Annotated in this window: 19 protein-coding genes, 1 tRNA gene and 3 pseudogenes; 6 read left to right on the forward strand and 17 right to left on the reverse strand. The window is 71.8% G+C overall.

What is annotated here, in order from left to right:
• Positions 1-141: 141 nt before the first annotated feature.
• The 13 genes and pseudogenes from QUE47_RS02460 to QUE47_RS02520 all read right to left on the reverse strand — a co-directional run bounded on the left by QUE47_RS02460 (position 142) and on the right by QUE47_RS02520 (position 18,144).
• Entirely contained in the window at positions 142-4,017 is a 3,876-nt protein-coding gene (locus QUE47_RS02460) for a DNA-directed RNA polymerase subunit beta' (protein WP_286218421.1), read from the reverse strand.
• A gap of 110 nt (positions 4,018-4,127) precedes the next feature.
• The gene (gene rpoB / locus QUE47_RS02465) at positions 4,128-7,649 is read right to left on the reverse strand and encodes a DNA-directed RNA polymerase subunit beta (protein WP_286218422.1); all 3,522 of its coding nucleotides are present in this window, start codon (positions 7,647-7,649) and stop codon (positions 4,128-4,130) included.
• Positions 7,650-8,104: 455 nt separating this feature from the next.
• Complete coding sequence (gene rplL, locus QUE47_RS02470) at positions 8,105-8,494, reverse strand: 50S ribosomal protein L7/L12 (RefSeq protein ID WP_286218423.1); 390 nt, start codon at positions 8,492-8,494, stop codon at positions 8,105-8,107.
• A gap of 123 nt (positions 8,495-8,617) precedes the next feature.
• The gene (rplJ, locus tag QUE47_RS02475; protein ID WP_286218424.1) at positions 8,618-9,148 is read right to left on the reverse strand and encodes a 50S ribosomal protein L10; all 531 of its coding nucleotides are present in this window, start codon (positions 9,146-9,148) and stop codon (positions 8,618-8,620) included.
• A gap of 387 nt (positions 9,149-9,535) precedes the next feature.
• Complete coding sequence (locus QUE47_RS16445) at positions 9,536-12,127, reverse strand: CHAT domain-containing protein (RefSeq protein ID WP_434019719.1); 2,592 nt, start codon at positions 12,125-12,127, stop codon at positions 9,536-9,538.
• 224 nt (positions 12,128-12,351) lie between these two features.
• Positions 12,352-14,013: pseudogene (locus tag QUE47_RS02485) on the reverse strand (S8 family serine peptidase); the annotation flags it as partial.
• Complete coding sequence (locus QUE47_RS02490) at positions 14,013-14,495, reverse strand: hypothetical protein (protein ID WP_286218426.1); 483 nt, start codon at positions 14,493-14,495, stop codon at positions 14,013-14,015. The gene QUE47_RS02490 and the pseudogene QUE47_RS02485, both read right to left, overlap by 1 nt.
• The gene (locus QUE47_RS02495) at positions 14,492-15,133 is read right to left on the reverse strand and encodes an RNA polymerase sigma factor (protein WP_286218427.1); all 642 of its coding nucleotides are present in this window, start codon (positions 15,131-15,133) and stop codon (positions 14,492-14,494) included. Before QUE47_RS02495 ends, QUE47_RS02490 begins: the two co-directional genes overlap by 4 nt.
• A 344-nt stretch (positions 15,134-15,477) precedes the next feature.
• Positions 15,478-16,191, reverse strand: coding sequence for a 50S ribosomal protein L1 (gene rplA / locus QUE47_RS02500; RefSeq protein WP_286218428.1), 714 nt, complete (start codon positions 16,189-16,191; stop codon positions 15,478-15,480).
• 112 nt (positions 16,192-16,303) lie between these two features.
• On the reverse strand, positions 16,304-16,735 hold the full coding sequence (gene rplK / locus QUE47_RS02505) for a 50S ribosomal protein L11 (protein ID WP_286218429.1): 432 nt from the start codon (positions 16,733-16,735) through the stop codon (positions 16,304-16,306).
• Positions 16,736-16,815: 80 nt separating this feature from the next.
• Positions 16,816-17,561: pseudogene (gene nusG / locus QUE47_RS02510) on the reverse strand (transcription termination/antitermination protein NusG).
• 91 nt (positions 17,562-17,652) lie between these two features.
• A complete protein-coding gene (gene secE / locus QUE47_RS02515; protein WP_286218430.1) occupies positions 17,653-17,922 on the reverse strand; it encodes a preprotein translocase subunit SecE in 270 nt (89 codons plus the stop codon).
• Positions 17,923-18,071: 149 nt separating this feature from the next.
• A tRNA-Trp gene (locus tag QUE47_RS02520) sits at positions 18,072-18,144 on the reverse strand.
• Positions 18,145-18,335: 191 nt separating this feature from the next.
• Here QUE47_RS02520 and QUE47_RS02525 point away from each other — a divergent pair.
• The 6 genes from QUE47_RS02525 (at position 18,336) to QUE47_RS02550 (ending at position 22,871) form a co-directional block, all read left to right on the forward strand.
• Positions 18,336-19,232, forward strand: coding sequence for an ABC transporter ATP-binding protein (locus QUE47_RS02525; RefSeq protein ID WP_286218431.1), 897 nt, complete (start codon positions 18,336-18,338; stop codon positions 19,230-19,232).
• On the forward strand, positions 19,229-20,095 hold the full coding sequence (locus QUE47_RS02530) for an ABC transporter permease (RefSeq protein ID WP_286218432.1): 867 nt from the start codon (positions 19,229-19,231) through the stop codon (positions 20,093-20,095). Before QUE47_RS02525 ends, QUE47_RS02530 begins: the two co-directional genes overlap by 4 nt.
• Positions 20,092-21,243, forward strand: a complete 1,152-nt coding sequence (locus QUE47_RS02535; protein ID WP_286218433.1) for an adenosine deaminase — start codon at positions 20,092-20,094, stop codon at positions 21,241-21,243. Before QUE47_RS02530 ends, QUE47_RS02535 begins: the two co-directional genes overlap by 4 nt.
• A complete protein-coding gene (locus tag QUE47_RS02540) occupies positions 21,240-21,614 on the forward strand; it encodes a GntR family transcriptional regulator (RefSeq protein WP_286218434.1) in 375 nt (124 codons plus the stop codon). The genes QUE47_RS02535 and QUE47_RS02540 overlap by 4 nt, the downstream gene beginning before the upstream one ends.
• Positions 21,611-21,817, forward strand: coding sequence for a hypothetical protein (locus QUE47_RS02545; protein ID WP_286218435.1), 207 nt, complete (start codon positions 21,611-21,613; stop codon positions 21,815-21,817). Before QUE47_RS02540 ends, QUE47_RS02545 begins: the two co-directional genes overlap by 4 nt.
• Before the next feature lie 67 nt (positions 21,818-21,884).
• Positions 21,885-22,871 carry a peptidoglycan-binding protein gene (locus tag QUE47_RS02550; protein WP_286218436.1) on the forward strand — a complete coding sequence of 329 codons (987 nt, stop codon included), beginning with the start codon at positions 21,885-21,887 and terminating at the stop codon, positions 22,869-22,871.
• 81 nt (positions 22,872-22,952) lie between these two features.
• Here QUE47_RS02550 and QUE47_RS02555 read toward each other — a convergent pair whose 3' ends face one another.
• The 4 genes and pseudogenes from QUE47_RS02555 to QUE47_RS02570 all read right to left on the reverse strand — a co-directional run bounded on the left by QUE47_RS02555 (position 22,953) and on the right by QUE47_RS02570 (position 26,869).
• Positions 22,953-24,188 carry a UDP-N-acetylmuramate dehydrogenase gene (locus QUE47_RS02555; RefSeq protein ID WP_286219367.1) on the reverse strand — a complete coding sequence of 412 codons (1,236 nt, stop codon included), beginning with the start codon at positions 24,186-24,188 and terminating at the stop codon, positions 22,953-22,955.
• 65 nt (positions 24,189-24,253) lie between these two features.
• Positions 24,254-25,531, reverse strand: a pseudogene (locus QUE47_RS02560) (MFS transporter); the annotation flags it as partial.
• Between the two features lie 97 nt (positions 25,532-25,628).
• Positions 25,629-26,345 carry an MFS transporter gene (locus QUE47_RS02565; RefSeq protein WP_286218438.1) on the reverse strand — a complete coding sequence of 239 codons (717 nt, stop codon included), beginning with the start codon at positions 26,343-26,345 and terminating at the stop codon, positions 25,629-25,631.
• A complete protein-coding gene (locus tag QUE47_RS02570; RefSeq protein WP_286218439.1) occupies positions 26,318-26,869 on the reverse strand; it encodes an MFS transporter in 552 nt (183 codons plus the stop codon). The genes QUE47_RS02565 and QUE47_RS02570 overlap by 28 nt, the downstream gene beginning before the upstream one ends.
• Between the last annotated feature and the right edge of the window lie 6 nt (positions 26,870-26,875).

Raw genomic sequence — 26,875 nt, forward strand, 5'->3', positions numbered from 1 at the left:
ATAACCACCTCCCAGCCGACCAGACGGCTCGGGACGCGCGCGAGGCGCGACACCCGAAGGTGCCGCGCCTCGCAGGCCGAGCCGGCCCGCACAGGGCCGGGTACGTCGTCCGACGACCTCGCGGCCGGCCGGACGCCGTGATCAGCGGAAGTCGCCGAAGTCCAGGTCCTCGAGCGGGATCGCCTCGCCGGAGCCCATGCCGAGCGCCGGGAAGTCGATCTCGTCGTACCCGAAGCTCGGGTACAGCTCCGTCTTGGCCTCCTCGGTGGGCTCCACGTCCACGTTGCCGTAGCGGGGAAGCCCCGTGCCGGCCGGGATGAGCTTACCGATGATGACGTTCTCCTTGAGGCCGAGCAGCGGGTCGCGGCGACCGCTCATGGCGGCCTCCGTGAGCACGCGAGTCGTCTCCTGGAAGGACGCCGCCGAGAGCCACGAGTCGGTCGCGAGCGACGCCTTCGTGATCCCCATGAGCTCCGGACGGCCGGCGGCCGGACGGCCACCCTCCGCCACCGCGGCACGGTTCGCGTCCTCGAAGCGCATGCGCTCCGCGAGCTCGCCGGGCAGCAGGTGCGCGTTGCCGGAGTCCAGCACGGTCACGCGACGCAGCATCTGCCGCACGATGACCTCGATGTGCTTGTCGTGGATGTCCACGCCCTGGGAGCGGTAGACCTCCTGGACCTCGTCCACCAGGTGCTTCTGCGTCGCGCGCGGGCCGAGGATGCGCAGGACCTTCTTCGGGTCGACCGCACCCTTGACCAGCTGCGTACCGACGGCGACGTGCTCGCCGTCCTGGATGAGCAGCGTGGCACGCTTCGTGACCGGGTACGCGATCTCCTCGCTGCCGTCGTCCGGCGTGAGGACGAGCCGGCGCGAACGCTCCGAGTCGTCGATCGCGATGCGACCCGAGAACTCCGCGATCGGCGCCTCACCCTTGGGGGTGCGGGCCTCGAAGAGCTCGGTCACACGGGGCAGACCCTGCGTGATGTCGTCCGCGGACGCCACACCACCGGTGTGGAACGTACGCATCGTCAGCTGCGTGCCCGGCTCACCGATCGACTGGGCCGCGATGATGCCGACGGCCTCGCCGATGTCGACGAGCTTGCCCGTGGCGAGCGAACGCCCGTAGCACTTCGCGCAGGTGCCGACGCGCGACTCGCAGGTCAGGACCGAGCGGACCTTGACCGTGTCGACGCCCGCCGCGATCAGGTGACGGATCACCTCGTCGCCCGCGTCGTCCCCGGCACCGGCCACGACGTTGCCGTCGGAGTCGACGACCTCGGACGCGAGGGTGCGCGAGTAGATGCTCGTCTCGACCTTCGGGTGCTCGACGAGCACGCCGCCGAGGTCCTCCGCCACGGGGAGGGTGAGGCCACGCTCCGTGCCGCAGTCCTCCTCGCGGATGATGACGTCCTGCGAGACGTCCACGAGACGACGCGTCAGGTACCCGGAGTCGGCGGTCCGCAGCGCGGTGTCCGCAAGACCCTTACGAGCACCGTGCGTCGCGATGAAGTACTCGAGGACCGAGAGTCCCTCGCGGTAGTTCGACTTGATCGGACGCGGGATGATCTCGCCTCGCGGGTTCGCCACGAGACCACGCATACCGGCGATCTGACGCACCTGCATCCAGTTGCCTCGGGCACCCGAACCGACCATGCGAAGGACCGTGTTGCGGTCGTCCTTCTCGAGGTTGGCCCGCATGACCGCGGCGACCTTGTCGGTGGCCTGGGTCCAGATCTCGATGAGCTCCTGGCGACGCTCGTCGTCCGTGATCAGACCCTTGTCGAACTCCTGCTGGACCTTGAGGGCCTTCGCCTCGTGCTCCTCCAGGATCGCCGTCTTCTCGACCGGCGTCGCGACGTCGGAGATCGCGATCGTGACGCCCGAGCGGGTGGCCCAGCGGAAGCCGGCCTCCTTCAGCGCGTCGAGCGAGGCCGCGACCTCGACCTTCGGGTACTGCTCGGCCAGCGCGTTGACGATGGTCGAGAGGCGCTTCTTGTCGACGATCCCGTTCTCGTACGGGTAGTCGACGGGCAGCGTCTCGTTGAACAGCGCACGACCGAGGGTCGTCGCGTGGACGAACGGCTCGCCCGGGACGAAGCCCTCGGGAGCCGTGCCGTCCTCGAAGACCAGGCCGTCCATGCGGATGTGCACGGCGGCGTTGATGTCGAGCGTGTTCTGGTCGAACGCCATGACGGCCTCGGAGACGGACGCGAACGCACGCCCCTCCCCCGCAGCCCCCGGACGGTCGGACGTCAGGTGGTGCAGACCGATGATCATGTCCTGGGAGGGCATGGTCACCGGACGGCCGTCCGACGGCTTGAGGATGTTGTTGCTCGAGAGCATGAGGATGCGGGCCTCGGCCTGCGCCTCGGCGCTCAGCGGCAGGTGCACCGCCATCTGGTCACCGTCGAAGTCGGCGTTGAACGCGCCGCACACGAGCGGGTGCAGGTGGATCGCCTTGCCCTCGACGAGCTGCGGCTCGAACGCCTGGATGCCGAGACGGTGCAGCGTCGGTGCACGGTTCAGCAGGACCGGGTGCTCGGTGATGACCTCTTCGAGGACGTCCCACACGACCGGGCGAGCACGCTCGACCATGCGCTTCGCGCTCTTGATGTTCTGCGCGTGGTTGAGGTCCACGAGCCGCTTCATGACGAACGGCTTGAAGAGCTCGAGCGCCATCTGCTTCGGCAGGCCGCACTGGTGCAGCTTGAGCTGCGGGCCGACCACGATGACCGAACGGCCCGAGTAGTCGACGCGCTTGCCGAGCAGGTTCTGGCGGAAGCGCCCCTGCTTGCCCTTGAGCATGTCGGAGATCGACTTCAGCGGACGGTTGCCCGGGCCCGTGACGGGCCGGCCACGACGGCCGTTGTCGAACAGCGAGTCCACGGCCTCCTGGAGCATCCGCTTCTCGTTGTTGACGATGATCTCGGGCGCGCCGAGGTCGAGGAGCCGCTTGAGCCGGTTGTTCCGGTTGATCACGCGGCGGTACAGGTCGTTCAGGTCGGACGTCGCGAAACGGCCACCGTCGAGCTGCACCATCGGGCGCAGGTCCGGCGGGATGACCGGGACGGCGTCGAGGACCATGCCGGTCGGCGAGTTCGTCGTCGTCAGGAACGCGTTGACGACCTTGAGCCGCTTGAGGGCACGCGTCTTGCGCTGGCCCTTGCCGGTCGCGATGATCTCGCGCAGCGACTCGGCCTCGGCCTCGAGGTCGAAGTCCTGGAGACGCTTCTGGATCGCCGCAGCACCCATCGCACCCGTGAAGTACGGGCCGTAGCGGTCCTGGAGCTGGCGGTAGAGCATCTCGTCGCCCTCGAGGTCGGCGACCTTGAGGTTCTTGAACCGGTCCCAGACCTGCTCGAGGCGGTCGAGCTCGGCGTCGGCGCGCTTGCGCAGCTGCGTCATCTCGCGCTCGGCGGAGTCACGCACCTTGCGCTTGGCGTCGGCCTTCGCGCCCTCCTCCTCGAGCTCCGCGATGTCCTTCTCGAGGCGCAGAGCGCGGGCGTTGATGTCGTTGTCGCGACGGTCCGAGATCTCCTTCTTCTCCAGGTCGATCTCGTTCTGGAGGTTCGGGAGCTCCTCGGCACGCCCCTCCTCGTCGACCCACGTGATCATGTAGGCCGCGAAGTAGATGACCTTCTCGAGGTCCTTGGGTGCCAGGTCCAGCAGGTAGCCGAGGCGCGACGGCACACCCTTGAAGAACCAGATGTGCGTGACGGGGGCGGCGAGCTCGATGTGGCCCATGCGCTCACGGCGCACCTTCGAGCGCGTCACCTCGACGCCGCAGCGCTCACAGATGATGCCCTTGAAGCGCACCCGCTTGTACTTGCCGCAGTAGCACTCCCAGTCCCGGGTGGGGCCGAAGATCTTCTCGCAGAAGAGCCCGTCCTTCTCCGGCTTCAGGGTGCGGTAGTTGATGGTCTCGGGCTTCTTGACCTCTCCGTGCGACCAGGCACGGATGTCATCGGCGGTGGCGAGACCGATGCGCAGCTCGTCGAAGACATTGACGTCGAGCAATGTGTCCTACTTCCTTCGTCTGCCGCCGGGTCCAGGTCCCGTGCGGCGCGGTGGAGCTTGTTCGTTTCGGGGTCACGCCGGGGCCCCGGAGGGCCCCGGCGTCCCCGGGATCAGATCTCGTCGATGCTGGACGCCGCGTCGGGGCGGCGCGAGAGGTCGATGCCCAGCTCCTCGGCGGCGCGGTACACCTCGTCGTCCGACTCGCGCATCTCGATCTGCGTGCCGTCGCTCGAGAGGACCTCGACGTTCAGGCAGAGCGACTGCATCTCCTTGAGGAGGACCTTGAAGGACTCCGGGATCCCCGAGTCGGGGATGTTCTCGCCCTTGACGATCGCCTCGTAGACCTTCACGCGACCCGGGACGTCGTCCGACTTGATCGTCAGGAGCTCCTGGAGCGTGTAGGCGGCCCCGTACGCCTCGAGGGCCCAGACCTCCATCTCGCCGAAGCGCTGACCACCGAACTGCGCCTTACCACCCAGCGGCTGCTGCGTGATCATCGAGTACGGGCCCGTCGAGCGCGCGTGGATCTTGTCGTCGACCAGGTGGTGGAGCTTGAGGATGTACATGTAGCCCACCGACACCGGCTCCGGGAACGGCTCGCCGGAGCGGCCGTCGAAGAGCCGCGCCTTGCCGTCGCCGTTGACCATGCGGTCACCGTCACGGTTCGGCAGCGTCGCGGTGAACAGGCCCGAGAGCGCGTCCTCCTGCAGGCCGTCGAAGACGGGGGTCGCGACCGGGCGACCCGGCTCGGACGACGCCGCGACAGCCGGGACGTTGTCCTTCCACGACAGGTCCGCGCCGTCGGCACCGTCCGCGAGCGTGATGTCCCAGCCCTGCTTGGCGATCCACCCGAGGTGGGTCTCCAGGACCTGGCCCACGTTCATACGACCGGGGACACCGAGCGGGTTGAGCACGACGTCGACGGGGGTGCCGTCGGGCAGGAACGGCATGTCCTCGACCGGGAGGATCTTGGAGATGACGCCCTTGTTGCCGTGCCGGCCAGCGAGCTTGTCGCCGTCCGTGATCTTGCGTCGCTGTGCGATGTACACCCGCACGAGCTGGTTCACGCCGGCGGGCAGCTCGTCGCCGTCCTCACGGTTGAACTCGCGGACGCCGATGACCGTGCCGGACTCGCCGTGCGGCACCTTGAGGGACGTGTCGCGCACCTCGCGCGCCTTCTCGCCGAAGATCGCGCGGAGCAGGCGCTCCTCCGGGGTGAGCTCGGTCTCGCCCTTGGGCGTGACCTTGCCGACCAGGACGTCGCCGGCGCCGACCTCGGCACCGATGCGGATCACACCGCGCTCGTCGAGGTCCGCGAGGACCTCCTCCGAGACGTTCGGGATGTCGCGCGTGAGCTCCTCCGGGCCGAGCTTGGTGTCCCGGGCGTCGACCTCGTGCTCCTCGATGTGGATCGAGGAGAGGACGTCGTCCTGCACCAGACGCTGGCTGAGGATGATCGCGTCCTCGTAGTTGTGACCCTCCCACGACATGAAGGCCACGAGCAGGTTGCGGCCGAGCGACAGCTCGCCCTCGTCCGTCGCCGGGCCGTCCGCGAGGACCGAACCGGGCTCGACCCGCGCGCCGTCGTCCACCAGCACGCGCTGGTTGTAGCTCGTGCCCTGGTTGGAGCGCACGAACTTCTTCACGCGGTGGGTCGACGTCGTCGCGTCGTCGTTGGCGATGGTGATGAGGTCGGCCGAGACCTCGGTGACCACGCCCGCCTTGTCGGCGACGATGACGTCACCGGCGTCGATCGCGGCACGACGCTCCATGCCGGTGCCGACGAGCGGCATCTCGGAGCGCACCAGCGGCACGGCCTGGCGCTGCATGTTGGCGCCCATGAGCGCGCGGTTGGCGTCGTCGTGCTCGAGGAACGGGATGAGCGCGGTCGCGACCGAGACCATCTGGCGCGGCGAGACGTCCATGTAGTCGACGGCCGTGCCGGGGATGATCTCGACCTCGCCGCCCTTGGTGCGCACGAGCACCCGGTCCTCGGCGAACGAACCGTCGCCCTTGAGGATCTGGTTCGCCTGCGCGATCACGTAGCGGTCCTCGTCGTCCGCGGTCAGGTACTGGACGTCGTCCGTCACCTTGCCGTCGACGACCTTGCGGTACGGCGTCTCGATGAACCCGAACGGGTTGATCCGTCCGTAGGACGCGAGCGAGCCGATGAGGCCGATGTTCGGGCCCTCAGGGGTCTCGATGGGGCACATGCGCCCGTAGTGCGACGGGTGGACGTCACGGACCTCCATGCCGGCGCGGTCGCGGGACAGACCACCCGGGCCGAGCGCGGACAGGCGACGCTTGTGCGTCAGGCCCGCGAGGGGGTTGTTCTGGTCCATGAACTGCGAGAGCTGCGACGTCCCGAAGAACTCCTTGATCGACGCCACGACCGGGCGGATGTTGATCAGGGTCTGCGGGGTGATCGCCTCGACGTCCTGCGTGGTCATGCGCTCGCGCACCACGCGCTCCATCCGGGACAGGCCCGTGCGGACCTGGTTCTGGATGAGCTCGCCGACCGCGCGGATGCGACGGTTGCCGAAGTGGTCGATGTCGTCCGTCTCGACGCGGACCTCGACGGGCTCGCCGTTCTTGGTGCCGGCCATCGTGGCCTTGTCGGCGTGCAGCGACGCGAGGTACTTGATGGTCGCGACGATGTCCGTCACGGCCAGCGTCGAGGCGTCGAGCGGCGCGTCGACCCCGAGCTTCTTGTTGGCCTTGTAGCGGCCGACCTTCGCGAGGTCGTAGCGCTTCGGGTTGAAGTAGAAGTTCTCGAGGAGCGAGCGGCCGGCCTCGACCGTGGGCGGCTCGCCCGGACGGATCTTGCGGTAGAGGTCGACGAGCGCCTCCTCCTCGGTGTGGACGTGGTCCTTCTCGAGGGTGTCCAGGATCGAGGGGAACTCGGCGAACTGCTCGCGGATGTCGGACTCGGTGAGCCCGAGCGCCTTCAGGAGCACCGTGACGGGCTGCTTGCGCTTGCGGTCGACTCGGACGCCGACGGCGTCGCGCTTGTCGATCTCGAACTCGAGCCACGCACCGCGCGACGGGATCATCTTCGCCGAGAAGATGTCCTTGTCGCTGGTCTTGTCCGGGACCCGCTCGAAGTACACGCCGGGCGAGCGGACGAGCTGCGACACGACGACGCGCTCGGTGCCGTTGATGATGAACGTGCCGCGCGAGGTCATGAGCGGGAAGTCGCCCATGAACACCGTCTGGCTCTTGATCTCACCGGTGGTGTAGTTCACGAACTCCGCGGTGACGAACAGCGGCGCGGCGTACGTGAAGTCCTTCTCCTTGCACTCCTCCGCCGAGTACTTCTCCGGCTCGAAGCGGTGGTCCGCGAAGGAGAGGGACATCGTCTGGCCGAAGTCCTCGATGGGCGAGAGCTCGGCGAAGATCTCCTCGAGCCCCGAGGTGGTCGGGACGTCCTGGCGGCCGGAGGCGTTCGCCGCGGCGACCCGCGCCCGCCAGGGGTCGCTGCCGAGGAGCCAGTCGAAGCTCTCGGTCTGCAGCCCGAGGAGGTCGGGGACCTCGAGGGGCTCGTGGATCTTGGCGAACGAGACGCGACGGGACGCGGTGCGGTTCGCGATGGCGTCGGCGGACGGTGCAGAAGGGATGCGCGAGGCAGCCAAGAGGGGTCCTTCCCTGCGGATCGATGACACGCTGTACGCTGCGTGCCTGAAGGGTTCCGCAGTCCCGGACCGACCCGTCGCGCGAAGAAGCACGACGTGGGTTGGTGGGTGGGCTGGAGGAGGACCGTGGGCGCACGCGAGCGCAAAGCGATAGCATACCCGGCAGACATAACAATGTCCACCGGTCGGTGCGAACGTCCTGGTGGCCGCCATATGCCGCCCAAGAGCTCTCCCGCCGCACGACCGTCCGACGAGCGGACTCGTCGAACCTGACGCGCTACGGGCAATAACTACTCAGCCCTGCACCTTACCAGATGGTCGTGGTGCCGAGGACTGACGAGAGTTCGTGGAGACGGGACGAGGCCCGCACCCCGTGCAGGGTGCGGGCCTCGTCGCCGTCACGAGGGCCGCGTCACCGTGGTGACGCCGCCGTCAGAGTCGCCCGGAGGCGGACGTCACTTGAGGGTGACGGTGGCGCCGGCGCCCTCGAGGGCAGCCTTGGCCTTCTCGGCGGTCTCCTTGTTGGCGGCCTCGAGGACCGGCTTCGGAGCACCGTCGACGAGGTCCTTCGCCTCCTTCAGGCCGAGGCTCGTGAGGGCGCGCACCTCCTTGATGACCTGGATCTTCTTGTCGCCGACCGACTCGAGGACGACGTCGAACTCGTCCTTCTCCTCCTCGGCCTCGGCAGCGGCGCCGCCACCGGCAGCAGCCGGGGCAGCAGCGGCCACGGGGGCAGCAGCGGTGACGTCGAAGGTCTCCTCGAAGGCCTTCACGAACTCGGAGAGCTCGATGAGGGTGAGCTCCTTGAAAGCGTCGAGCAGCTCGTCGTTGCTGAGCTTCGCCATGATGGCGTTCCTTTCGGTTGGTGCTGGTCGTCGACCCGGGACCGGGTCCGCACGAAGCAGGGGATTGAACTGTCTTGGGCAGTGAGCGTCGCTCGAGCCGTCCGGGGCGGGGCCCCGACCGGATCAGGCTGCGGCGCTCTCCGACTCCTGCTTCTGGCGCAGGGCATCGATGGCACGCGCGGCCTGGGCCGTGGGTGCCGTGAACAGGTAGGCCGCCTGGTACAGCTTCCCCTTCATTGCGCCGGCCAGCTTGGCCAGCAGGACCTCGCGGGACTCGAGGTCCGCGAGCTTGGTGACCTCGGCAGCGGTCAGGGCGCGCCCGTCGAGGACACCGCCCTTGATGACCAGTGCCGGGTTCGCCTTGGCGAAGTCACGCAGACCCTTGGCAGCCTCGACCGGGTCACCGGTCACGAAGGCGATCGCCGAAGGGCCCTGGAGGTCGGCGTCGAAACCGTCGACACCCGCCTCCTTGGCCGCGATGGACGTCAGCGTGTTCTTCACCACGGCGTAGCTTGCGTTGCCGCTGAGCGACCGTCGCAGCTGCTTGAGCTGCGCGACGGTGAGCCCGCGGTACTCGGTCAGCACGGCCGCGTTCGACCCGCGGAACTTGTCCGAGAGCTCTGCGACTGCGGCTGCCTTGTCCGGCCTCGCCATGGCAATCCTTCCAGTGGTGGTGCCACCGGTCGCACGGGACGGAGGTCTCGTGCGGTCGAGCCCCTCACCAACGAGAAAGAGCCCCGCGCAGGCGGGGCTCTCGTGCGGGACGCCGTAGCGCCCCTCCGGGAACATCACCTGCGCTGGTCTCCGCTGCTGCGGGACTTCGGTCTGCGTCTGTCCGGGCCCGATGTACATGGTGTTCTGTGCAGAACGTGGTGCATCGGGTTCCAGGCGCGCGCTGACGACCGGCGGTCTTGGGTACGGACGAACTCTACGGCATCGACGGCGAGACTCCAAAATCGCTCCCCGCCCCCGCCCCGCCCCGGGCACTGGCACGGGCACGGGCACGGGCACGGGCAGGGACCGCCGACCATGGACCTCGGCCTACGAGGCGCGGTGCCGCAACGGACCGAAGCACACGAGCGGCACCGGCTCCACGGAGGCGGGGAGCGCCGCAGCGAGCGCCACGTCGGGCACGTCACCGGCCGCCAGCCTCCCGTGGAGCTCGGGCATCACCGCGGCAGCGACGTCGTCCCGCAACGGCGCCACCGCAGCGATCACCGCGCTCGCACCCAGCCTCAGGAAGGCGCTCTTGAGCCCGAGGACCTCGCCACCGACCCGCCGCGTCGACCGCCCCACCTCGCACGCCGAGAGCACGACGACGGCTCCCTCGACCGCCGCGCCCTCGAGCTCGTGGGCGAACAGCTCGCCGTCCGCCAGCCGGACGGACGAGAAGAGCGGGTTGTCCGGGACGTGGGTGCCGTGCGCCGCGAGGTGGATCACGCTGGCGCCCGGCATCGCCGCGCGCGTCGCCGCGCACGTCGCGGCAGCGTCCTGGAGGCGCGTGGCAGCCGGCCACCGGGCAGCGACGGCCCGGACCTCCGCGTTCGCGTGCTCGAGCTGTGGCCCCGCGACCGCGAGGACGCTCCGGGCGTCGTCGACGGCCAGGGACTCCCCGGGCGGACCCGACCGTGCCAAGGTCGTCCAGGAGTTGACGCTCGTGGGAAGACCGGCACGGGAGGGCAGCGCGCCCCAGGGGAGCTGGAGCAGGACGTCGCGGGCGACGACATGGAGCCGCTCGACGTGCGTCGCTCCCATGGCGGCGAGCACACCCCGGTCGATCCTGTCGAGGCTGCGGTCCAGCGAGGCACGGGCGACACCCCTGATCGCCTCGGGCAGCCGCGCGTCCGCCAGCGCTCCCAGGTCGGCGCTCGCCCGGCGGACGGCGTCGAGGACGCCCTCGAGCGGGCCCAGGTCCCGCATCCGCACACCGTCACCGTCGACCATGATCCCGACGAGTCGGCCACCCATCTGCAGGAGGTCGAGGACGGCGGCGCCCGGCTCGTCCCGGAGCGCGTCCGTGAGCGCCCGGGCGGTAAGCGCCACGACCTCGACCTGATCACTCTTCGCACCCCACCCGGCCGCCCTCGCCTGGTCCTGGCAGGCCCGGGCCTCGCGGAACAGCGCGTCACGCTCTGCGGAGACCACGTCGCCGGGCCCGAGGGCCCGGGCACGCTCGAGGAGCTCCCTCGCGCGGGTCACGAGCTGCGCCCGGCGCTCGTCCTCGGGTCCCGAGACGGCGCCTCCGCGCGCGAAGGTCGCACGACCGCGCTCGACGGCGTCGAAGACGGCCGCGCCGCGCCCGGTCGCCAGCGCCGCCCGGACGTCGACGTGCTGGAGGTGGACCCCGTGCGCGGCCGCGGCGGTCACCGCGTCGACCGAGCCGAGACGCGCTCGCTGGGCGGCCAGGGCAGCGTGTCCACGGCGTACCGCCTGGAGCCCACGCCGCCGCTCCCCCGCCGCGAACCAGACCGACGCCCTGACCGCCTCGTGCTCGATGCGCAACGAGAGCGGCGCCCGGCGCGGGTCGGTCCGGACCCCGGACAGCGCCTCCTGCGCCTCGCCGACGCGACCGGCGCGGACGAGCGCGTCGGCCCGCAGCAGCCTCGCCGGCAGAGAGACCGCCGACTCGGCCACCCCGAGCTCGTCCGCCCGTGCCGCGAGCGCCTCCGCCGCGCGCGCCACCCGGCCGAGCGTCGGTGCCTGAGCGGGCGAACCGGCGGCGCCCGCCATCACGGCCCGGAGCTCCACGAGCTCCGCGCGCAGCGCCCACGCCGCGTTCCCCTGGGTCGTGAAGGCTCGGCGGGCCCGCTGCGCCAGCCGGCGGGCCCGCTGCGGCTGCTCGAGGTCGAGCGCGCACCGGGCGCGGTCGAGATCGACCTGCGCCCGCTCGATCCGCGTCCGCGTGCCCTGCAGCGCCTCGGCCGCGAGGTCGAGCTGAACCATCGCGTCGGTCACGAGGCCCGCCTCGTACAGGACCCTCGAGCGGTCGAGCGCCGCGACCGCCTCCGGCCGCTCCCCTGGAGCGATCCGCGCGGCATCCTCCATCGCTCGCAGGGCTGCCGCCAGGTCGCCGCGGAGGAACTCCAGGTAGCCCAGGTTGTGCCCTGCCTTGGCCTCGATCGACCGGTCCCCGACCTGGCGGCTGTGGTGGAGGGCCGCCTCGAGATCGGCGGCTGCGAGCGCCAGCTCGCCCTGCTCCAACCGCAGCGCACCCCGGTTCAGCAGGAGGACCGCGAGATCGAGCGTGCTCTCACCCCCGAGCACCGACGTCGCCTCGTCCAGCTCCCGGAGCGCCGTGCGCACGTCGCCCGAGCGCAGGTGCAGGAGCCCGCGCTGCCCTCGCACCGCGACGAGCAGCGTGCGGTCACCCCCGCAGAGCCGCTCCGCCTCGTCGAGCTCGCCGAGCGCCGGGTCGAGGTGTCCGTCCGTCTCGAAGCGGGCGAGCGCCGCGCCGATGGTGCTGCGGACCCGCAGGCGGCGGGCGTCGGCGTCGTGCTGGACCGCCACACCGCTCCGGTCGAGCGACCGCAGCACCGAGCAGTAGCCGCGGAGAGCCGCCGGCATCCGTCCCGCCTGCAGCGCCAGGTGCGCGGCGTCGTACGTCGCCTGCGCCTGAGCGAGCCCTCGGTCCACCCCGCCACGGTACGGCGTCCGTCAGTCGGGGACGAGGCCGGTCGCCTCGCTGACCGCCCCCAGAGCCGCCGGCAGCGCTCAGGGGCGCCGGGCCTCGCCCCCGCACCACCGTCGCCGGGACGGACCTCGATCCCCTCTCCCTCGGCAGGGCCGCCCCGCGCGAGGATCAGCGCGGCGAGCTCGCCGCCGAGCACCGGCGCAGCGAACGAGGTGCCGCTCCAGACCGCGAACCCGCCCTGGAAGCCCTCGGGATCGATCGTCGCCCGCTCGCCGCGCCCCCAGAGCTCGGGCACGCTCCGGCTGGGCGCCACCGCGCCGTCGATCGTCGTCGGGGCCGTGCTGACCACCGCCGAGCCGGTCCGCAGGCACGTGATCCAGGGACCGTCGTTGCTGAAGAGCGCGGTCGTGCCGTCGGGGTTCAGCGCACCGACGGCGAGGACCGGTGGGACGTCCCGGTCCAGGCGGTCCGGGTCGACGACGGTGGGCACGGTGCCGCGCCGGTCGATCCGGGGCGCGAAGGCCGCCGGGTACATCGGCCGCGTCTGCCCGTCGTTGCCGGACGACGCCACGACGAGCACCCCGTAGCGGCGCAGCGCATCGATGACCTCCCGGAAGGGTGCGTCGAACTCCGCGTCCTCCGGTCGCTCGTGGTAGTAGCCGAGCGACAGGACGAGCACGTCGACGGGAGCGTAGCCGTCTCGCCCGAGCAGACCGAGGACGTGGCGCAGCAGCACGCGGCGCAGCGACCGGAGCAGGTCACGCTCGGGGACGATCCCGGACCCGCCGTAGAGGCGCGGCGCGAGGATCAGCGCGTCCGGGCACGCCTGGTGGATCAGTCCGGCGATGAAGGTCCCGTGACCCGCCACGGGATCGAGCGGGCCGGTCAGGGGCGAGAGCGACACGCCCCCGACCTCGGGGTCCTCGTAGGCGTGCTCCGGGACGGGGCACAGACCGACCGGCTCACCGAGGACCGTCGGGTCCCGCACGACGACGGCCCCGCCGGTCCGGTCGTCGAACCACGGGTGCGCGCCGACCCCGGTGTCGAGGGCCACGACGACCGGGCGCCGGGCGCCCGAGCGCGCCGTCACGTCGTCGACGTCCGCGTCCGCAGGGGTCTGGGTCTCGAGGGTCCGGTGCGGCGCCGAGCCCACCCAGGCGACCGGCGAACGTCCGCCCGAGCCGGCGACGGCGTACTCGCCGAGGCCGGTGAGCGGGTGACCCGCGGTCATCGGGTGGCCCGCTGTCATGGGGTGACCCGCGGTCATCGGGTGGCCCGCTGTCATGGGGTGACCCGCGGTCATCGGGTTGCCCTGGAGGAACGGGGCGGGCCGGACGAACATCGACGGCTGGACCGCGGGCTGGCCCCCGACGAACGCGCCGGTCGCCGGGACCACGACGTGGTCGAGGACGACCCGCGGGCTGCGATCGTCGTCCGGACAGAGCCGACCCCGCACGGCGTCGAGGAGGTCCCAGGCGTCCGGGAGCGCGCCGCCCTCGCCGGGCAGCCTGCCGAGGGTGAGAGCGAGCCCGAAGACCTGGCGCAGGTCCTCCTCGACGTCTGCCGGGAGCTCGGCGCGACGGAGCAGCTCGAGGTCGTCGGCGGACGCCGGGTCGACCTCCACCGAGAAGCCCAGCCGCTCGGCCGCTCGGCGCAGCCAGCGCAGCGACACGGACTCCCGACCGACGCCGTCCGGCAGCTCGTCAGGATCGACCGAGACGAGGAGCCGGTCGCCGACGTACCAGGTCGGGTCGGGCGAAGCCTGTCGACCGGTACGACGCGCGGCGTACGGGTCGAGGGTCCTGGTGCGCCACGCGAGGTGCCTCGGGTCGTCCCCGCCGCCGCGCCGTCCGCCGTCCCCCGCAGGTCTCTTCGGGTCCGCCGCCATCAGAGCTCGACCACCGGAGTGCTGACCGCGGGCTCGCCCGCATGGGCCGGCACGACGATGCTCGCCGCGCCGTGGGGGACCTCCTCGAGGACGAAGCGACCGTCCTCGTCGGAGGACGTCCGCACGACCCCGTCCGGGCGGTGGAGCTCGACCGCGAACCCACCACCGGGGGCGACCCACCCGTCGACACGCACCCCGTCACCCGCGGGCCCGATCGTGATCATCACCGTGAGCCGCTCGGACGTGAAGGTGATCGTCCGGGCCTCGACCGGGGCGTCCGACCGGGCGCCCACGAGCGGACCGCTGCCGACCAGGTTCATCATCTCGGTCTCGAGTGCCGCGATCGTCATGGCGAACGCCGACCTCTCGGCGACGCCGCGCGGCACCGGGTCGAGGACCGCGTAGAGCTCGCGGACGGCGGCGAGGGTCGCCACGTCGCACGCGTCCATGGGGGCACCTGCATCGAGCTCGTCGTCGATCATGACTGCCCCTCCTGTCCCGCAGCCGTCCCCCGCAGGGCCGTCCGTAGCTTCGCGAGACACCGCCCGCGCGTCGAGCCGATGCTGCCCACCGGCATCCCCACCGCCTCCGAGATCGCCCGGTAGTCGGGGCGGTCGGCCATCGACACGAGCCGCAGCAACGTCCGGCACCGCTCGGGGAGCGTCGCGAGCGCGTCCCACAGCGCGCGGTCCCGCTCGTCGCGGAGCACCAGGTCGGCGGGTCCCGAGGTGTCGTCGACGAGCTCCCGGGGCGGGCCCGTCGGGTCGTCGTCCGGCAGCGGCGCCGAGGCGCGCTCCGCGGTGCGGTGCCGGCGGACGACGTCCCACGCGGTGCGCTTCGTGGTGATCAGGAGCCACTTGAGCGTGGCCATCGGCTCCTCGATCGTGTCCACGTGCCGGACGAGCGCGACCCAGGTCGACTGCACGACGTCGTCGGCGAGCTCCCGCGGGGTTCCCTGCGACCGAGCCGTGTGCCAGAGGAGCGGCGTCGCCTCCCGGACGAACGCGTCGAGAGCCGTCGGGTCGCCCGACCGGTAGCGGACGACGGCGTACGCCGCGCGGTCACCCAGCGTCGACCCGTGCCCCGGCGCCTCGATCGCGTCGTGGGTGTGCTCCGTCATGGCACCTCCGGTCCGCCTCGCCGATCCTGTGCGCAGGGCGCGAGCCACGGGACGACGGCGTCGTCCGGCCCGGTCGTCCGCGCGACGACAGCTGCCCTGTCGCACCGATCGTATGGCCACGGGCCTCCCGGCGACATCCGTGTGCACGGCCCCACCCCCTCTCCGCGCCGTGGCCGCCTGCGACCGGGCACGGGTCCCGCGCGGCACCGCTGCGGTGCCGTCGACTGGAGGGAGGGCGCGAGGACCGTCCTGATACGTCCGGGAGATACCTCCTGCGAGCACGGAGGCCCGGCACCCTCGCGGGTGCCGGGCCTCCGGTCGATCAGTGGATCAGGTGCGGTATGTCAGGCGTCCTCACCGAGCAGCTTCGTCGTCTTCGACTGGTCCAGGGGGATCCCGGGGCCCATCGTCGTCGCGAGCGTCGCCTTGGTGATGTAGCGGCCCTTCGAGGAGGACGGCTTGAGACGGAGGACCTCGTCGATCGCCGCGCCGTAGTTCTCCACCAGCTGCGTCTCGGAGAACGAGACCTTGCCGATGATGAAGTGGAGGTTCGAGTGCTTGTCGACGCGGAACTCGATCTTCCCGCCCTTGATGTCGTTCACGGCCTTGGTGACGTCCATGGTCACGGTGCCGGTCTTCGGGTTCGGCATGAGCCCGCGGGGGCCGAGGACCTTTCCGAGGCGACCGACCTTGCCCATGAGGTCGGGCGTGGCGACGGCGGAGTCGAAGTCCGTGTAGCCCGCGGCGACCTTCGCGATCAGGTCGTCGCCGCCGACCTCGTCCGCGCCGGCGGCGAGGGCCTGCTCGGCCTTCTCACCGTTCGCGAAGACGATGACCCGAGCGGTCTTGCCGGTGCCGTGGGGGAGGTTGACCGTGCCACGGACCATCTGGTCCGCCTTGCGGGGGTCGACACCCAGGCGGAACGCGACCTCGACGGTCGCGTCGTACTTGGTCGACGACGTCTCCTTGGCGAGCTTGACGGCCTCGAGGGGCTCGTAGAGCCGGTCGCGGTCGATCTTCTCGGCGGCGGAACGGTATGCCTTGCTGCGCGTTGCCATCTGCTTCTCCTTCGTCAGAGCAGTCGTGGTCGTCGGGTCCGCGCGGACCCTGCCACTGCCCGGCCGACGGGCGTCGTCCGGGAGTCTTGCTGGTGAGGGGTCGACCTGTCGGTCAGCCCTCGACCGTGATGCCCATCGAGCGGGCGGTGCCGGCGATGATCTTCGACGCGGCGTCGAGGTCGTTCGCGTTGAGGTCCTCCATCTTGGTCGTGGCGATCGCCTTGACCTGCTCGGAGGTGATCTTCGCGACCTTGACGGTGTGCGGCGTCGCCGAACCCTTGTCGACGCCGGCGGCCTGCTTGATCAGCTCCGCTGCCGGCGGGGTCTTCGTGATGAACGTGAACGAGCGGTCCTCGTAGACCGTGATCTCGACCGGCACGACGTTGCCGCGCTGCGACTCGGTCGCGGCGTTGTACGCCTTGCAGAACTCCATGATGTTGACGCCGTGCTGACCGAGCGCGGGTCCGATCGGCGGTGCGGGCGTGGCCGCGCCGGCCTTGATCTGGAGCTTGATGAGGCCGGAGACCTTCTTCTTGGGAGGCATTCTTCAAATCCTTGTCTGGTGAGTGGACCGACGCCGTGGGCGATGACCCGGTTGCAGTGCTGCCGTTCGCGGAGAACCGCTCAGATCTTGGCGACCTGGTTGAACGACAGCTCGACCGGGGTCTCCCGGCCGAAGATGGAGACGAGCACCTTGAGCTTCTGCGTGTCCGCGTTGATCTCGGAGATCGTCGCGTCCAGCGTCTCGAAGGGGCCGTCGGTGACGGTGACGGACTCGCCGACCTCGAAGTCGACCTCGAGGGGGCCTTCGCCTTCGTGGCGGGCTGCCCGGCGACCGGGGCCTCCTCGAAGACGGGCGCCAGCATCGAGAAGACCTCGTCGAGGTTGAGCGGCACCGGCTGGTGCGTGTGACCCACGAACCCGGTCACGCCCGGGGTGTGGCGCACCGCGCCCCACGACTCGTCCGTGAGGTCCATCCGGACCAGGACGTAGCCGGGGATGCGGACCCGGCGCACGATCTTCTTCTGTGCGTTCTTGAACTCGGCGACCTCTTCCATCGGCACCTCGACCTGGAAGATGTAGTCCTCCATGTTGAGCGCCTTGGTGCGGTTCTCGAGGTTGACCTTCACGCGGTTCTCGTAGCCCGCGTAGGAGTGGATGACGTACCAGTCACCGAGCTGCGTCCGCAGCTCGCGCCGGAACTCCTCGGCCGGGTCGGGTGCGACCTCCTCGACCGGGTCCTCGGACGGAGCCTCGGAAGTCTCGGTGCTCGCGTCCTCCGCGACCTGCTCGGGCACGTCGACGTCAGCCGCGGCGCTCTCGGCGCCGGGCTCGACCTGCTCCGTGGGGTCCAGCGAATCCTGGGACACGAACGACCTGCTTTCTACGTTGACCTGCGTGTGGGGCGCCCGGCCCGCAACGGCCCGGACGCGGTGTGGGCCTCACGGCCCGGACCGACGGCTAGTCGCCGAACACCCAGAGGGTGAGGCTCCCCAGCCCGTAGTCCACGAGGGTGATGAAGCCCATCATGACGACGAGGAAGACCAGCACGACCGTGATGTAGGTCCCGAGCTCCGACCGGGTCGGGGTCACGACCTTGCCGAGCTCCGCCACGATCTGGCGGACGAACAGGACGATGCGGCCGAAGACGTTCGGGCGCTTCTCCCCGTCCTGCGGGGTCCGGGCACCCGAACCGTCGGCGCTGATCGCACCGGACGTCGATTCGCTCACTGCACATCCTCACTCGGTGTCGCGGACGGACCTTCGTGCGGAGCCGGGAGGCGGACCGCGGAACCCGCCCCTCCGGACGACGACGGTCCTGAGCGGCGACCTGCACGTACGAGAGACGCACGACAGGTCGACCCGAGCCCGACGTCTTGCAGGGTAGACAGGACTCGAACCTGCAACCTGCGGTTTTGGAGACCGCTGCGCTACCAATTGCGCCACTACCCTTCAGGATCTGACGCCCTAGCCGCCACTGTGCGCCTCGCGGGGCACGGCGGATCATGGCGGGCGTCGACCACCGAGGGACTACTGTACGCGACCTCCCGCCCCTGGTCGAACCACCGTCGTCCGGTTCGCTTGCCAGCACCACCAGACGGAACGAGCGCGACGAGTGGGCCCGGGCCTGCGACGATCGGCTCATGCCCACCGCTGCCTCGTCGCCGACCCGGCCGTCCGCCCCTGCGATCGACATCCGTGGGCTGCGCAAGGCCTACGGCCCCAAGCAGGCGGTCGACGGACTCGATCTGCGCGTCGAGCGCGGCGAGATCTTCGCGGTCCTCGGCCCCAACGGTGCGGGGAAGACCACGACGACCGAGATCCTCTCCGGCTTCCGCGTGGCGGACTCGGGCGAGGTCTCCGTCCTCGGTGCGGACCCCTCGCACGCGGGTCGCGCGTGGCGGTCGCGGATCGGCGTGGTCCTGCAGTCGACCGACGACCTCGCAGAGCTGACGGTCGCGGAGCTCGTGCGGCAGTTCGCCCGGTACTACCCGCACTCCCGCGACCCCGACGAGGTGATCGATCTCGTCGGGCTCCGGGACAAGGCAGGTGTCCGCACGCGCGGGCTGTCGGGCGGTCAGCGCCGACGCCTGGACGTCGTCCTGGGCATCGTCGGCCGTCCCGAGCTGCTCTTCCTCGACGAACCGACCACCGGGTTCGACCCGCAGGCGCGGCGCTCCTTCTGGAGCCTGGTCCGCGACCTGCGTGTCGCCGGCACGACGATCTGGCTGACGACCCACTACCTCGACGAGGCCGAACAGCTCGCGGACCGGGTCGCGGTCGTCAGGGACGGGAAGGTCGTCGCGCTCGACACCCCGGAGGGGCTCTCCCGCCTGACCGCCGGCCGGACGCAGGTGCGTTGGGACGACGGCGGGACGGTGCGCGAGGAGGTGACGGAGCGCCCGACGGCCCTCGTCCGGGACCTGATGCGCGACCATCCCGGCGAGGTCCCGGGACTGGAGATACGACGTCCGTCGCTGGAGGACGTCTACCTCGAGCTCGTGGGGGCACCCGGCCAGGACAGCGAGGAGGACCGGTGATCCAGCGACGCCTCACCCAGGAAACAGCGCGCGCCGAAGCGAGCCTGCCCGGCGCGTTGCGCCTCGGCCTCGCCCGCACATCCCTGGAGCTGCGCCAGTTCGTCCGCGAGCGCGACGCGATGATCTTCATCTTCGCGTACCCGCTGATCATGATGGCGATCTTCGCCACCGTCTTCGACGGCCAGGTCGTCGGTTCCGACGTCCCGGGCGCGGACGGCGGCATCCCGTACGCGCAGTACTTCCTCCCCGGGATCGTGGCCACCGGGATCATGCTGACCAGCTTCCAGTCCCTGGCGACGAGCATCGCCGTCGAACGTGACGACGGGACACTCAAACGCCTCCGTGCCACTCCCCTACCTGCGACGAGCTACTTCCTCGGCAAGGTCGGGCAGGTGCTCATGGTCTCGATCGTGCAGACGGCGCTGCTGCTGGCGCTGGCACGCCTCGCCTTCGACGTGCCGATGCCCGACGACGCCGCGGCGTGGGGCACGTTCGCCTGGGTCTTCGTCCTCGGGACCGCCGCAGGGGCCGTGCTCGGGGTCGCCTTCTCGTCGGTGCCACGGTCCGGACGGTCCGCCGGCGCGGTGGTCACCCCCGTCGTCCTCGTCCTGCAGTTCGTCTCCGGGGTCTTCTTCCCGTTCTTCTCGCTCCCCGGGTGGATGCAGTCCGTCGCGTCGGTGTTCCCGCTGCGCTGGATGGCGCAGGGGATGCGATCGGCCCTGCTCCCGCCGGAGGCGGCAGCCCTCGAGGTGGCCGGGACCTGGCAGCACGCGCTGACCGCTGGGGTCCTGCTCGCCTGGCTCGTCCTCGGGCTGATCGTCGGGGTCCGCACCTTCCGTTGGCGGCGGAGGGACGACGGGTGACACCCACGACAGAGGCACGACGCGACCTCACGAAGCTGCCGAAGGCCCACCTGCACCTGCACTTCACCGGCTCCATGCGCGCCGCGACGCTCCGCGACCTGGCCCGGCGCTACGGCGTCCGACTCCCCGCGGCGCTGCTCGACGGCGACCCGCTGCGCCTGCCCGCGACGGAGCGAGGTTGGTTCCGATTCCAGCGCCTCTACGACGCCGCGCGGGCGTGCGTGCGCTCGGAGGACGACATGCGCCGGATCGTCGACGAGGCGGCCCAGGACGACGCCGCCGAGGGATCCGGCCGCCTGGAGATCCAGGTCGACCCCACGTCGTACGCGCCGTTCGTCGGGGGCATCACGCCCGCCGTGGAGATCGTCCTCGACGCCGCGCGGACGGCGACGCTCGCCCACGGTGTCGAGGTGGCCGTGGTCGTGGCGGCGTCCCGCACCCGGCACCCGCTGGACGCCCGCACCCTCGCCCGGCTGGCGGCCCGCTACGCGGGGGACGGCCCGGGCGAGGTCGTCGGCTTCGGGCTCAGCAACGACGAACGGCGCGGCGGCACCGAGGACTTCGGGCCCGCGTTCGCCATCGCACGTCGCGCCGGCCTGGCCTCCGTCCCCCACGGGGGCGAGCTGCTCGGCCCCGGGCACCTCCACGAGGTGATCGACGCGCTCGAGCCCGACCGGATCGGACACGGGGTCCGAGCGGTCGAGGAGCCGCGGCTGCTCGACGAGATCGTCCGCCGCGGGGTCGTGCTCGAGGTCTGCCCGGCGTCGAACGTGTCGCTCGGCGTGTACGCGCGAGATGAGGACGTCCCCCTCGGGGCACTGGTCGGAGCCGGTGCACCCGTCGCCCTGGGTGCGGACGACCCGCTCCTGTTCGGCTCCCGCCTCGTCGCCCAGTACGAGAGCGCACGCCACGTCCACGGGTTCGACGACGACACGCTCGCCGGGCTCGCCCGCGCCTCCGTGCGCGCGTCCAGGGCTCGGCCGTCGACCAAGGAGCAGCTCGAGCGGCAGATCGACGGCTGGCTCGAGGCGGCCCCCGGCGCGGAGGGCGGCACCGAGTCAGACACCGAGTCCGGCACCGAGGACGGCGCCGGCCCCGGAACAGCCCGCGGTGGGGACGCCACGCCTGGCCTATCGTCCAGATCATGAGCATCCCGATCCGCGTCGACCCGTCCTCGACCCTCCCGCCGTACGAACAGGTCGCGGCCGAGGTCGACCGGCTCGTCGCGGAGGGCGCCCTCTCCCCCGGCGACCGCCTCCCGACGGTCCGCGCGCTCGCGGCGGACCTCGACCTCGCGACCAACACGGTCGCCAAGGCGTACCGCGCGCTCGAGTCCGCAGGCACCGTGACCACGCGCGGTCGCGCCGGCACGGTCGTCTCGGACACCACGCACGCTGCCCGGGCCAGGGCCGCAGCAGCAGCAGGGCTCCTGGCCGTCGAGGCTCGCACGGCCGGCCTGACGGACGCCGAGGCCGTCGGGCTCGTCCGGGACGCGCTGCGCGGGACCGGCGCACCGTGAGCCAGGGTGCTGCGCTCGCCGCGCTCGCGGTGGTGGTGGTCGTCGGCCTCGTGCTGGCCGCCGCGGTCGTCGCCCTCGTCGTGATCGGCATCCGGGCCCTGCTGCGCCGCTCACGCGAGGTCACGACTCCGCCACGGAGGTCACACTTTCGTCTCGGGACCCAGGTTCAGGACGCGCCGGACGACGACCGCGACCTAACCTGACGGACAAGCGGGCGCTGCCGTCGGGGCGCGCCCACCGACATCCCTCGCCGGGACGGACGGAGGGCACGTGCATCTGACGTCCTCACGCCGTCGCCGGCTGCGCCTCGCGACGGTCGGTGGGCTCGGGGCCCTGGTGCTCGGCGGCTGCTCCCTGCTCCCGGGCGCCACGCCCGGCCCCGCCGCCGACGGAGCCGGCGCCGCCACGGCCGAGCCGGTCGCGCGGACCACCACGCCCCCGACGGTGGACACCCCGTCCCCCGCACCGCGCCCGAGCACGACACCGAGCGCGACACCCAGCGCCTCCACGGTGCCGACGGACGAGCCGACGCCCGACCCGACGAGCACAGCGACGCCGTCCGCCACCCCTACGGCCGAGCCTCAGGAGAAGGCCGAGCCCGAACCGGAACCCACGACGAAGGCCGAGCCCGTCCCGACCGAGGAGCCCGACGACGGCGTGCTCCGGCGGGGAGACAGCGGGCCCGACGTGAAGGCCGCCCAGCAGCGGCTGGTGGACCTCGGCTACTGGGGCACGGGTGTCGACGGCGCGTTCGGCAGCGGGACCACCCAGGCGGTCTGGGCTTTCCAGAAGGCCGCGGGCCTGTCTCGCGACGGCGTCGTCGGCCCCCGCACGCTGGCCGCGCTCGAGAAGGGCGTCCGGCCGAAGGCGCGGACCTCGTCGGGGCACGTCATCGAGGTGGACCTCGCCCGGCAGATCGTGCTCCTCGTGGACGACGGGAAGGTCACCCGGATCATGAACGCCTCCTCCGGGAGCGGTACGCCGTACGTCGCCGACAACGGACGGACCTACTCGGCGCGGACGCATCCCGGGAGCTTCGCCGTCGGACGGCAGGTGAACGCGATGTACGAGTCCGGGCTCGGCCTCGGGGACATGTACCGGCCCAAGTTCTTCGACCGCGGGATCGCGATCCACGGGTCGCCGTCGATCCCGCCGTACCCCGCGTCGCACGGATGCGTCCGCGTCGCCAACAGCGCGATCAACTACATCTGGGACACCTGGGGCGCCCCGCCCGGGACCAAGGTCGTCGTCTACTGACGGGTCTCGTGTCCGGGCCGTGGCCCTAGCGACCCGAGCGACCCCGGCTTCCGACCCGACTACCGACCCGCTACCGACCTGTCAGAGCGAGAGCCCGACCAGCACCGGCTCGGGCTCGAGCGCGATCCCGAACTCGTCGAGCACCCCCTCACGCACGGCCCGGGCGAGCGCCAGCACGTCCTGCGCGCTCGCCCCGCCACGGTTGGTGAGCGCGAGCGTGTGCCGCGTCGAGAGCGTGGCCGGGCTCGCCGGGCCGTGGACGCCCCACCCCTTGGCGAAGCCCGCGTGCTCGATCAGCCACGCGGCGGACGTCTTGACGAGGCCGGGGTCGATCTCCCCCAGGCTCGGGCCGGTCGTCGCGCTCGGCCTCGACGAGCGCACCGGGTAGCGGGGAGCGCCCTCGGGGAGCGACGCCGCCTCCGCGGCGCCGACGACAGGGTTCGTGAAGAAGGAGCCGGCGCTCCACCGGTCGTGGTCCGGCGCCTGCGCCGACGCCGGTTCGGAGGCACCGCCGTCCTGCCCACCGGACTCCCTGCCAGGGGCGCCGTCCAGCAGCATCCCCTTGCCGCCCCGCAGCGCGAGGACCGCCTCGCGCACATCGGCCGACGGTGCGCGCTCCCCCACCTGGACGCCGAGGCGCCGGGCGAGCTCCGGGTAGGCGACCGGGGCCGAGAGCGACCCGAGGCGCAGCTGCATCGAGACCTCCAGCACCACGTACCTCGGGGTCGGGTACCACGGGCCGCCGTCGGCCGACGAGCGCATCGACTCCTTCAGGACCGACGTGCGGTACGCGAACCCCAGCTCCGCGGCGGCGAGCATGCGGCTGCGGCCCTCGAACCGGTCCCAGACGCGGACCGACGAGACGGCGCCGCCGACCTCCTGCCCGTAGGCGCCGATGTTCTGCACGGGCGCTGCGCCCAGCGTGCCCGGGATCCCCGACAGCGCCTCCAGCCCCACCCACTCCTCGACGACCGACTGCTCCACGAGAGCGTCCCAGTCCTGACCGGCGGGCCCGCGCAGGCTGGCCCCGCCGCAGGAGTCGGCCGACTCGACCGTGATCCCGCTGCGCACGTCCCGGACCACGACCCCGCCGAACCCCTCGTCCGAGACGAGCAGGTTCGACCCACCACCGATCACGAGCAGCGGGAGACCGGCGTCGTCCGCGCCCCGCACCGCCGCGACCAGCTCCGCCTCCGTCGTCGCCTCGACGTACTCGTCGGCCGGGCCGCCGACGCGGAGCGTCGTCAGCTCGGCGAGGGAGGGTGCGACGTCGGCGCGGGCCGGGGCCCCGCCGTCTTCCGGCCGTTCGTCGGGCACGGGCTGGGTCTCCACACGGGTCTCGTCGCTCACCCGTCCACCTTAGGTGACCTGCCGGTGCGCCCTCAGCGGTCGGACGACGTCCCGACGGCCGAGGCCAGCGGACGCGCGGCGCCCGCGACGAAGAGCCCCACCACGAGCGGGATCGTGATCACGAGCAGCGCCTCGCGGTACCCGACGTGCTCCGCGAGGAACCCGATGAGCGGGGGCCCGACGAAGAACGCCGAGTAGCCGATCGTCGCGACGACGCTGACCCGGCGCGCCGCCCGTCGCGGGTCGTCGGACGCCGCGCTCATCCCCACCGGGAACCCGAGCGCCGCACCCATCCCCCACAGGACCACCCCGAGCATCGCGACCCACAGGTTGGGCACGAGGCCGAAGACGAGGAGCCCGGCAGCGGCCAGCCCGGCCGAGAGCCGCAGGACCGGGACCCGGCCGTAGCGGTCGAGGAGCCCGGTGCCCAGGAGTCGCATCCCCGTCATCGCGGTGAGGAAAACGGCGAGCCCGACCGCGCCGACGGCGTCGCTCGTGCCGAACCCGTCGACGACCGCGAGGCTCACCCAGTCGTTGGCCGCGCCCTCGGTCAACGCCGCCGCGAGGACGACGACACCGATGAGCAGGGTGCGAGGCTCGGTCCACGCCGACCTCGCGCGGGTGCCGACCGCACCCTCGGGGACCTCGGCGGAGACCGTCCCGGCTGCGGTGGCCGGGTCGGCCCCCTCGGCACTCGTCGGCCCGGGAGCCGACCCGGCGACCTCCTCCGGCGGCAGGAACCACCGGACCGCGAGCGCCACGCCCACGAGGCCCACCACGACGGCCGAGATCAGGTGGACCGTCAGGGGGACGTGCGCCCACGCCGCGAGGGCACCCACCCCGGCACCGGCGACGGTCCCGAACGAGAAGCCCGCGTGGAACTTCGGCATGATCGCCCGCCCGAGCCGCTGCTCGACGGCGGCGCCCTCGAGGTTCATCGCGGCGTCCCAGACCCCGGTGCCGATGCCGACGAGCAGCAGCGAGCCGCGGAGCATGAGCAGGGAGCCCGCGTCGATCGCCAGGACACCCAGGACGAAGCCGACGGTGTTGACGACCGCGAAGCCCAGCACGGCCCGCGACGCGCCGATCCGGTCGACGATCACGCCCGAGAGCGGGAGCGCAGCCATCGAGCCGATCGCGACGAAGAGCAGGGTCAGCCCCATCTGCGCCTCGCTGAGCCCGAGGACGTCGCGCACGGCCGGGAGTCGGGACGCCCAGTTCGCGAACGCGAAGCCGGCGAGGAAGAACACGGCGATCACGGCCCATGTGGCGCGCCGGACCCGCGGCTCGACCGTCGTCCTCATACCAGCGTCCCCTCGTGTCGGTGGGACGGTACCCCGTCCGTGGCGCGGGCGAGCGGCCGGACGTGCTTCGCCAGCGACGTGCTGACGACGAGCACGACGAGGATCAGGACCAGCGCGTGGCGGGCGCCGACGAGCTCGGCGGCGAACCCGAGGAGGGCGGCGCGGCCAGGGAGGACATCGACATGAACGCGGAGACGACGGACACCCTGCTCGCCGCCTGCTCGGGGTCGTCGGAGGCCGCGGCGATGCCGATCGGCACGACGAGCGCGGCCCCGAACCCCCACAGCACCACGCCGAGGCCGGCGAGACCGAGCGAGGGCGCGAACCCGAACAGCAGGAGGCCCACGATCGCGACGCCCCCCGAGGCGCGCAGCACGGGCACCCGACCGAACCGGTCGATGAGCCGCGTGCCCGCGAGCCGCATCACGGTCATGGCCGCGACGAACGTCCCGAAGACGAGCCCGCCGACCGCTTCGGTCTGCTCGAAGCCGTCGACGACGGCGATCGAGAGCCAGTCGTTCGCGGCGCCCTCGGAGAACGCCGCGGCGAAGATCACCACGCCGATGAGGAGCGTGCGCGGCTCGGACCAGGCGGCGAGGGACGCCCCGACGCGCCCGACGCGGGTCCGGACCGACGTCCGGCGAGCGCCCGAGGCGCCCGGGACCGGGGCGGTGGCCGCCGCTGCGGCGACCCCTGCGACGGGATCGGTGACCGGGGACCGGTCGCGGCGCACGGTGTCGTGGACCATCGCGGGGACGAGCGCGATCCGGACCGTCGCCATGACGACTGCGATCACGGTGAACTGGACCGCGACGGGCACCCCGCCCAGGCGCACGCGGCGCCGATCAGCGACCCCAGGACGGCGCCGATGCTGAAGGCCGCGTGGAACTGCGGCAGCACGGTGCGGCCGAGCCGTCGCTCGACCCCGGCGCTCTCGACGTTCAGCGGGACGTTGCCGAGGGCGAACGAGCTGCCCATCACGAAGATGCCGACGGCGAGCATCGGCACGGAGCCGACCGCGGGGCCGATCCCCATGAACGTGAAGCCGACGGCGAACATGAGCGCCGAGGTGACGAAGGCCGCGCGACCGCCGAAGCGGTTGACGAACGGGCCCGCGGCCGCGACCGTCACGAGCGCGCCGACGGCCCCGGCGAGCAGCGCGACGCCGAGCTGCGACGGGGACATGCCGAGGGCGTCCCTGATGGAGGGGATGCGAGCCAGCCAGGCGGCGTTGCTCATGCCGAAGATCAGGAAGACGGTGAGGATCGCCCACCGGGCGCGGGTCAGTTGTCGAATCGATTCGACCTTTGGGCGTGCCGGGCGGCTCGAATCGTTTCGAGTCATGATTGA

The organism is Paraoerskovia sediminicola, from assembly GCF_030296575.1.
Classification (GTDB): domain Bacteria; phylum Actinomycetota; class Actinomycetes; order Actinomycetales; family Cellulomonadaceae; genus Paraoerskovia; species Paraoerskovia sediminicola.

Bases quoted from the DNA above. Each gene is read 5' to 3' on its own strand.
- rplL (WP_286218423.1), bottom strand. From the start codon at position 8,494: ATGGCGAAGCTCAGCAACGACGAGCTGCTCGACGCTTTCAAGGAGCTC.
- rplJ (WP_286218424.1), bottom strand. From the start codon at position 9,148: ATGGCGAGGCCGGACAAGGCAGCCGCAGTCGCAGAGCTCTCGGACAAG.
- QUE47_RS02490 (WP_286218426.1), bottom strand. From the start codon at position 14,495: ATGATCGACGACGAGCTCGATGCAGGTGCCCCCATGGACGCGTGCGAC.
- QUE47_RS02495 (WP_286218427.1), bottom strand. From the start codon at position 15,133: ATGACGGAGCACACCCACGACGCGATCGAGGCGCCGGGGCACGGGTCG.
- rplA (WP_286218428.1), bottom strand. From the start codon at position 16,191: ATGGCAACGCGCAGCAAGGCATACCGTTCCGCCGCCGAGAAGATCGAC.
- rplK (WP_286218429.1), bottom strand. From the start codon at position 16,735: ATGCCTCCCAAGAAGAAGGTCTCCGGCCTCATCAAGCTCCAGATCAAG.
- QUE47_RS02525 (WP_286218431.1), top strand. From the start codon at position 18,336: ATGCCCACCGCTGCCTCGTCGCCGACCCGGCCGTCCGCCCCTGCGATC.
- QUE47_RS02540 (WP_286218434.1), top strand. From the start codon at position 21,240: ATGAGCATCCCGATCCGCGTCGACCCGTCCTCGACCCTCCCGCCGTAC.
- QUE47_RS02570 (WP_286218439.1), bottom strand. From the start codon at position 26,869: ATGACTCGAAACGATTCGAGCCGCCCGGCACGCCCAAAGGTCGAATCG.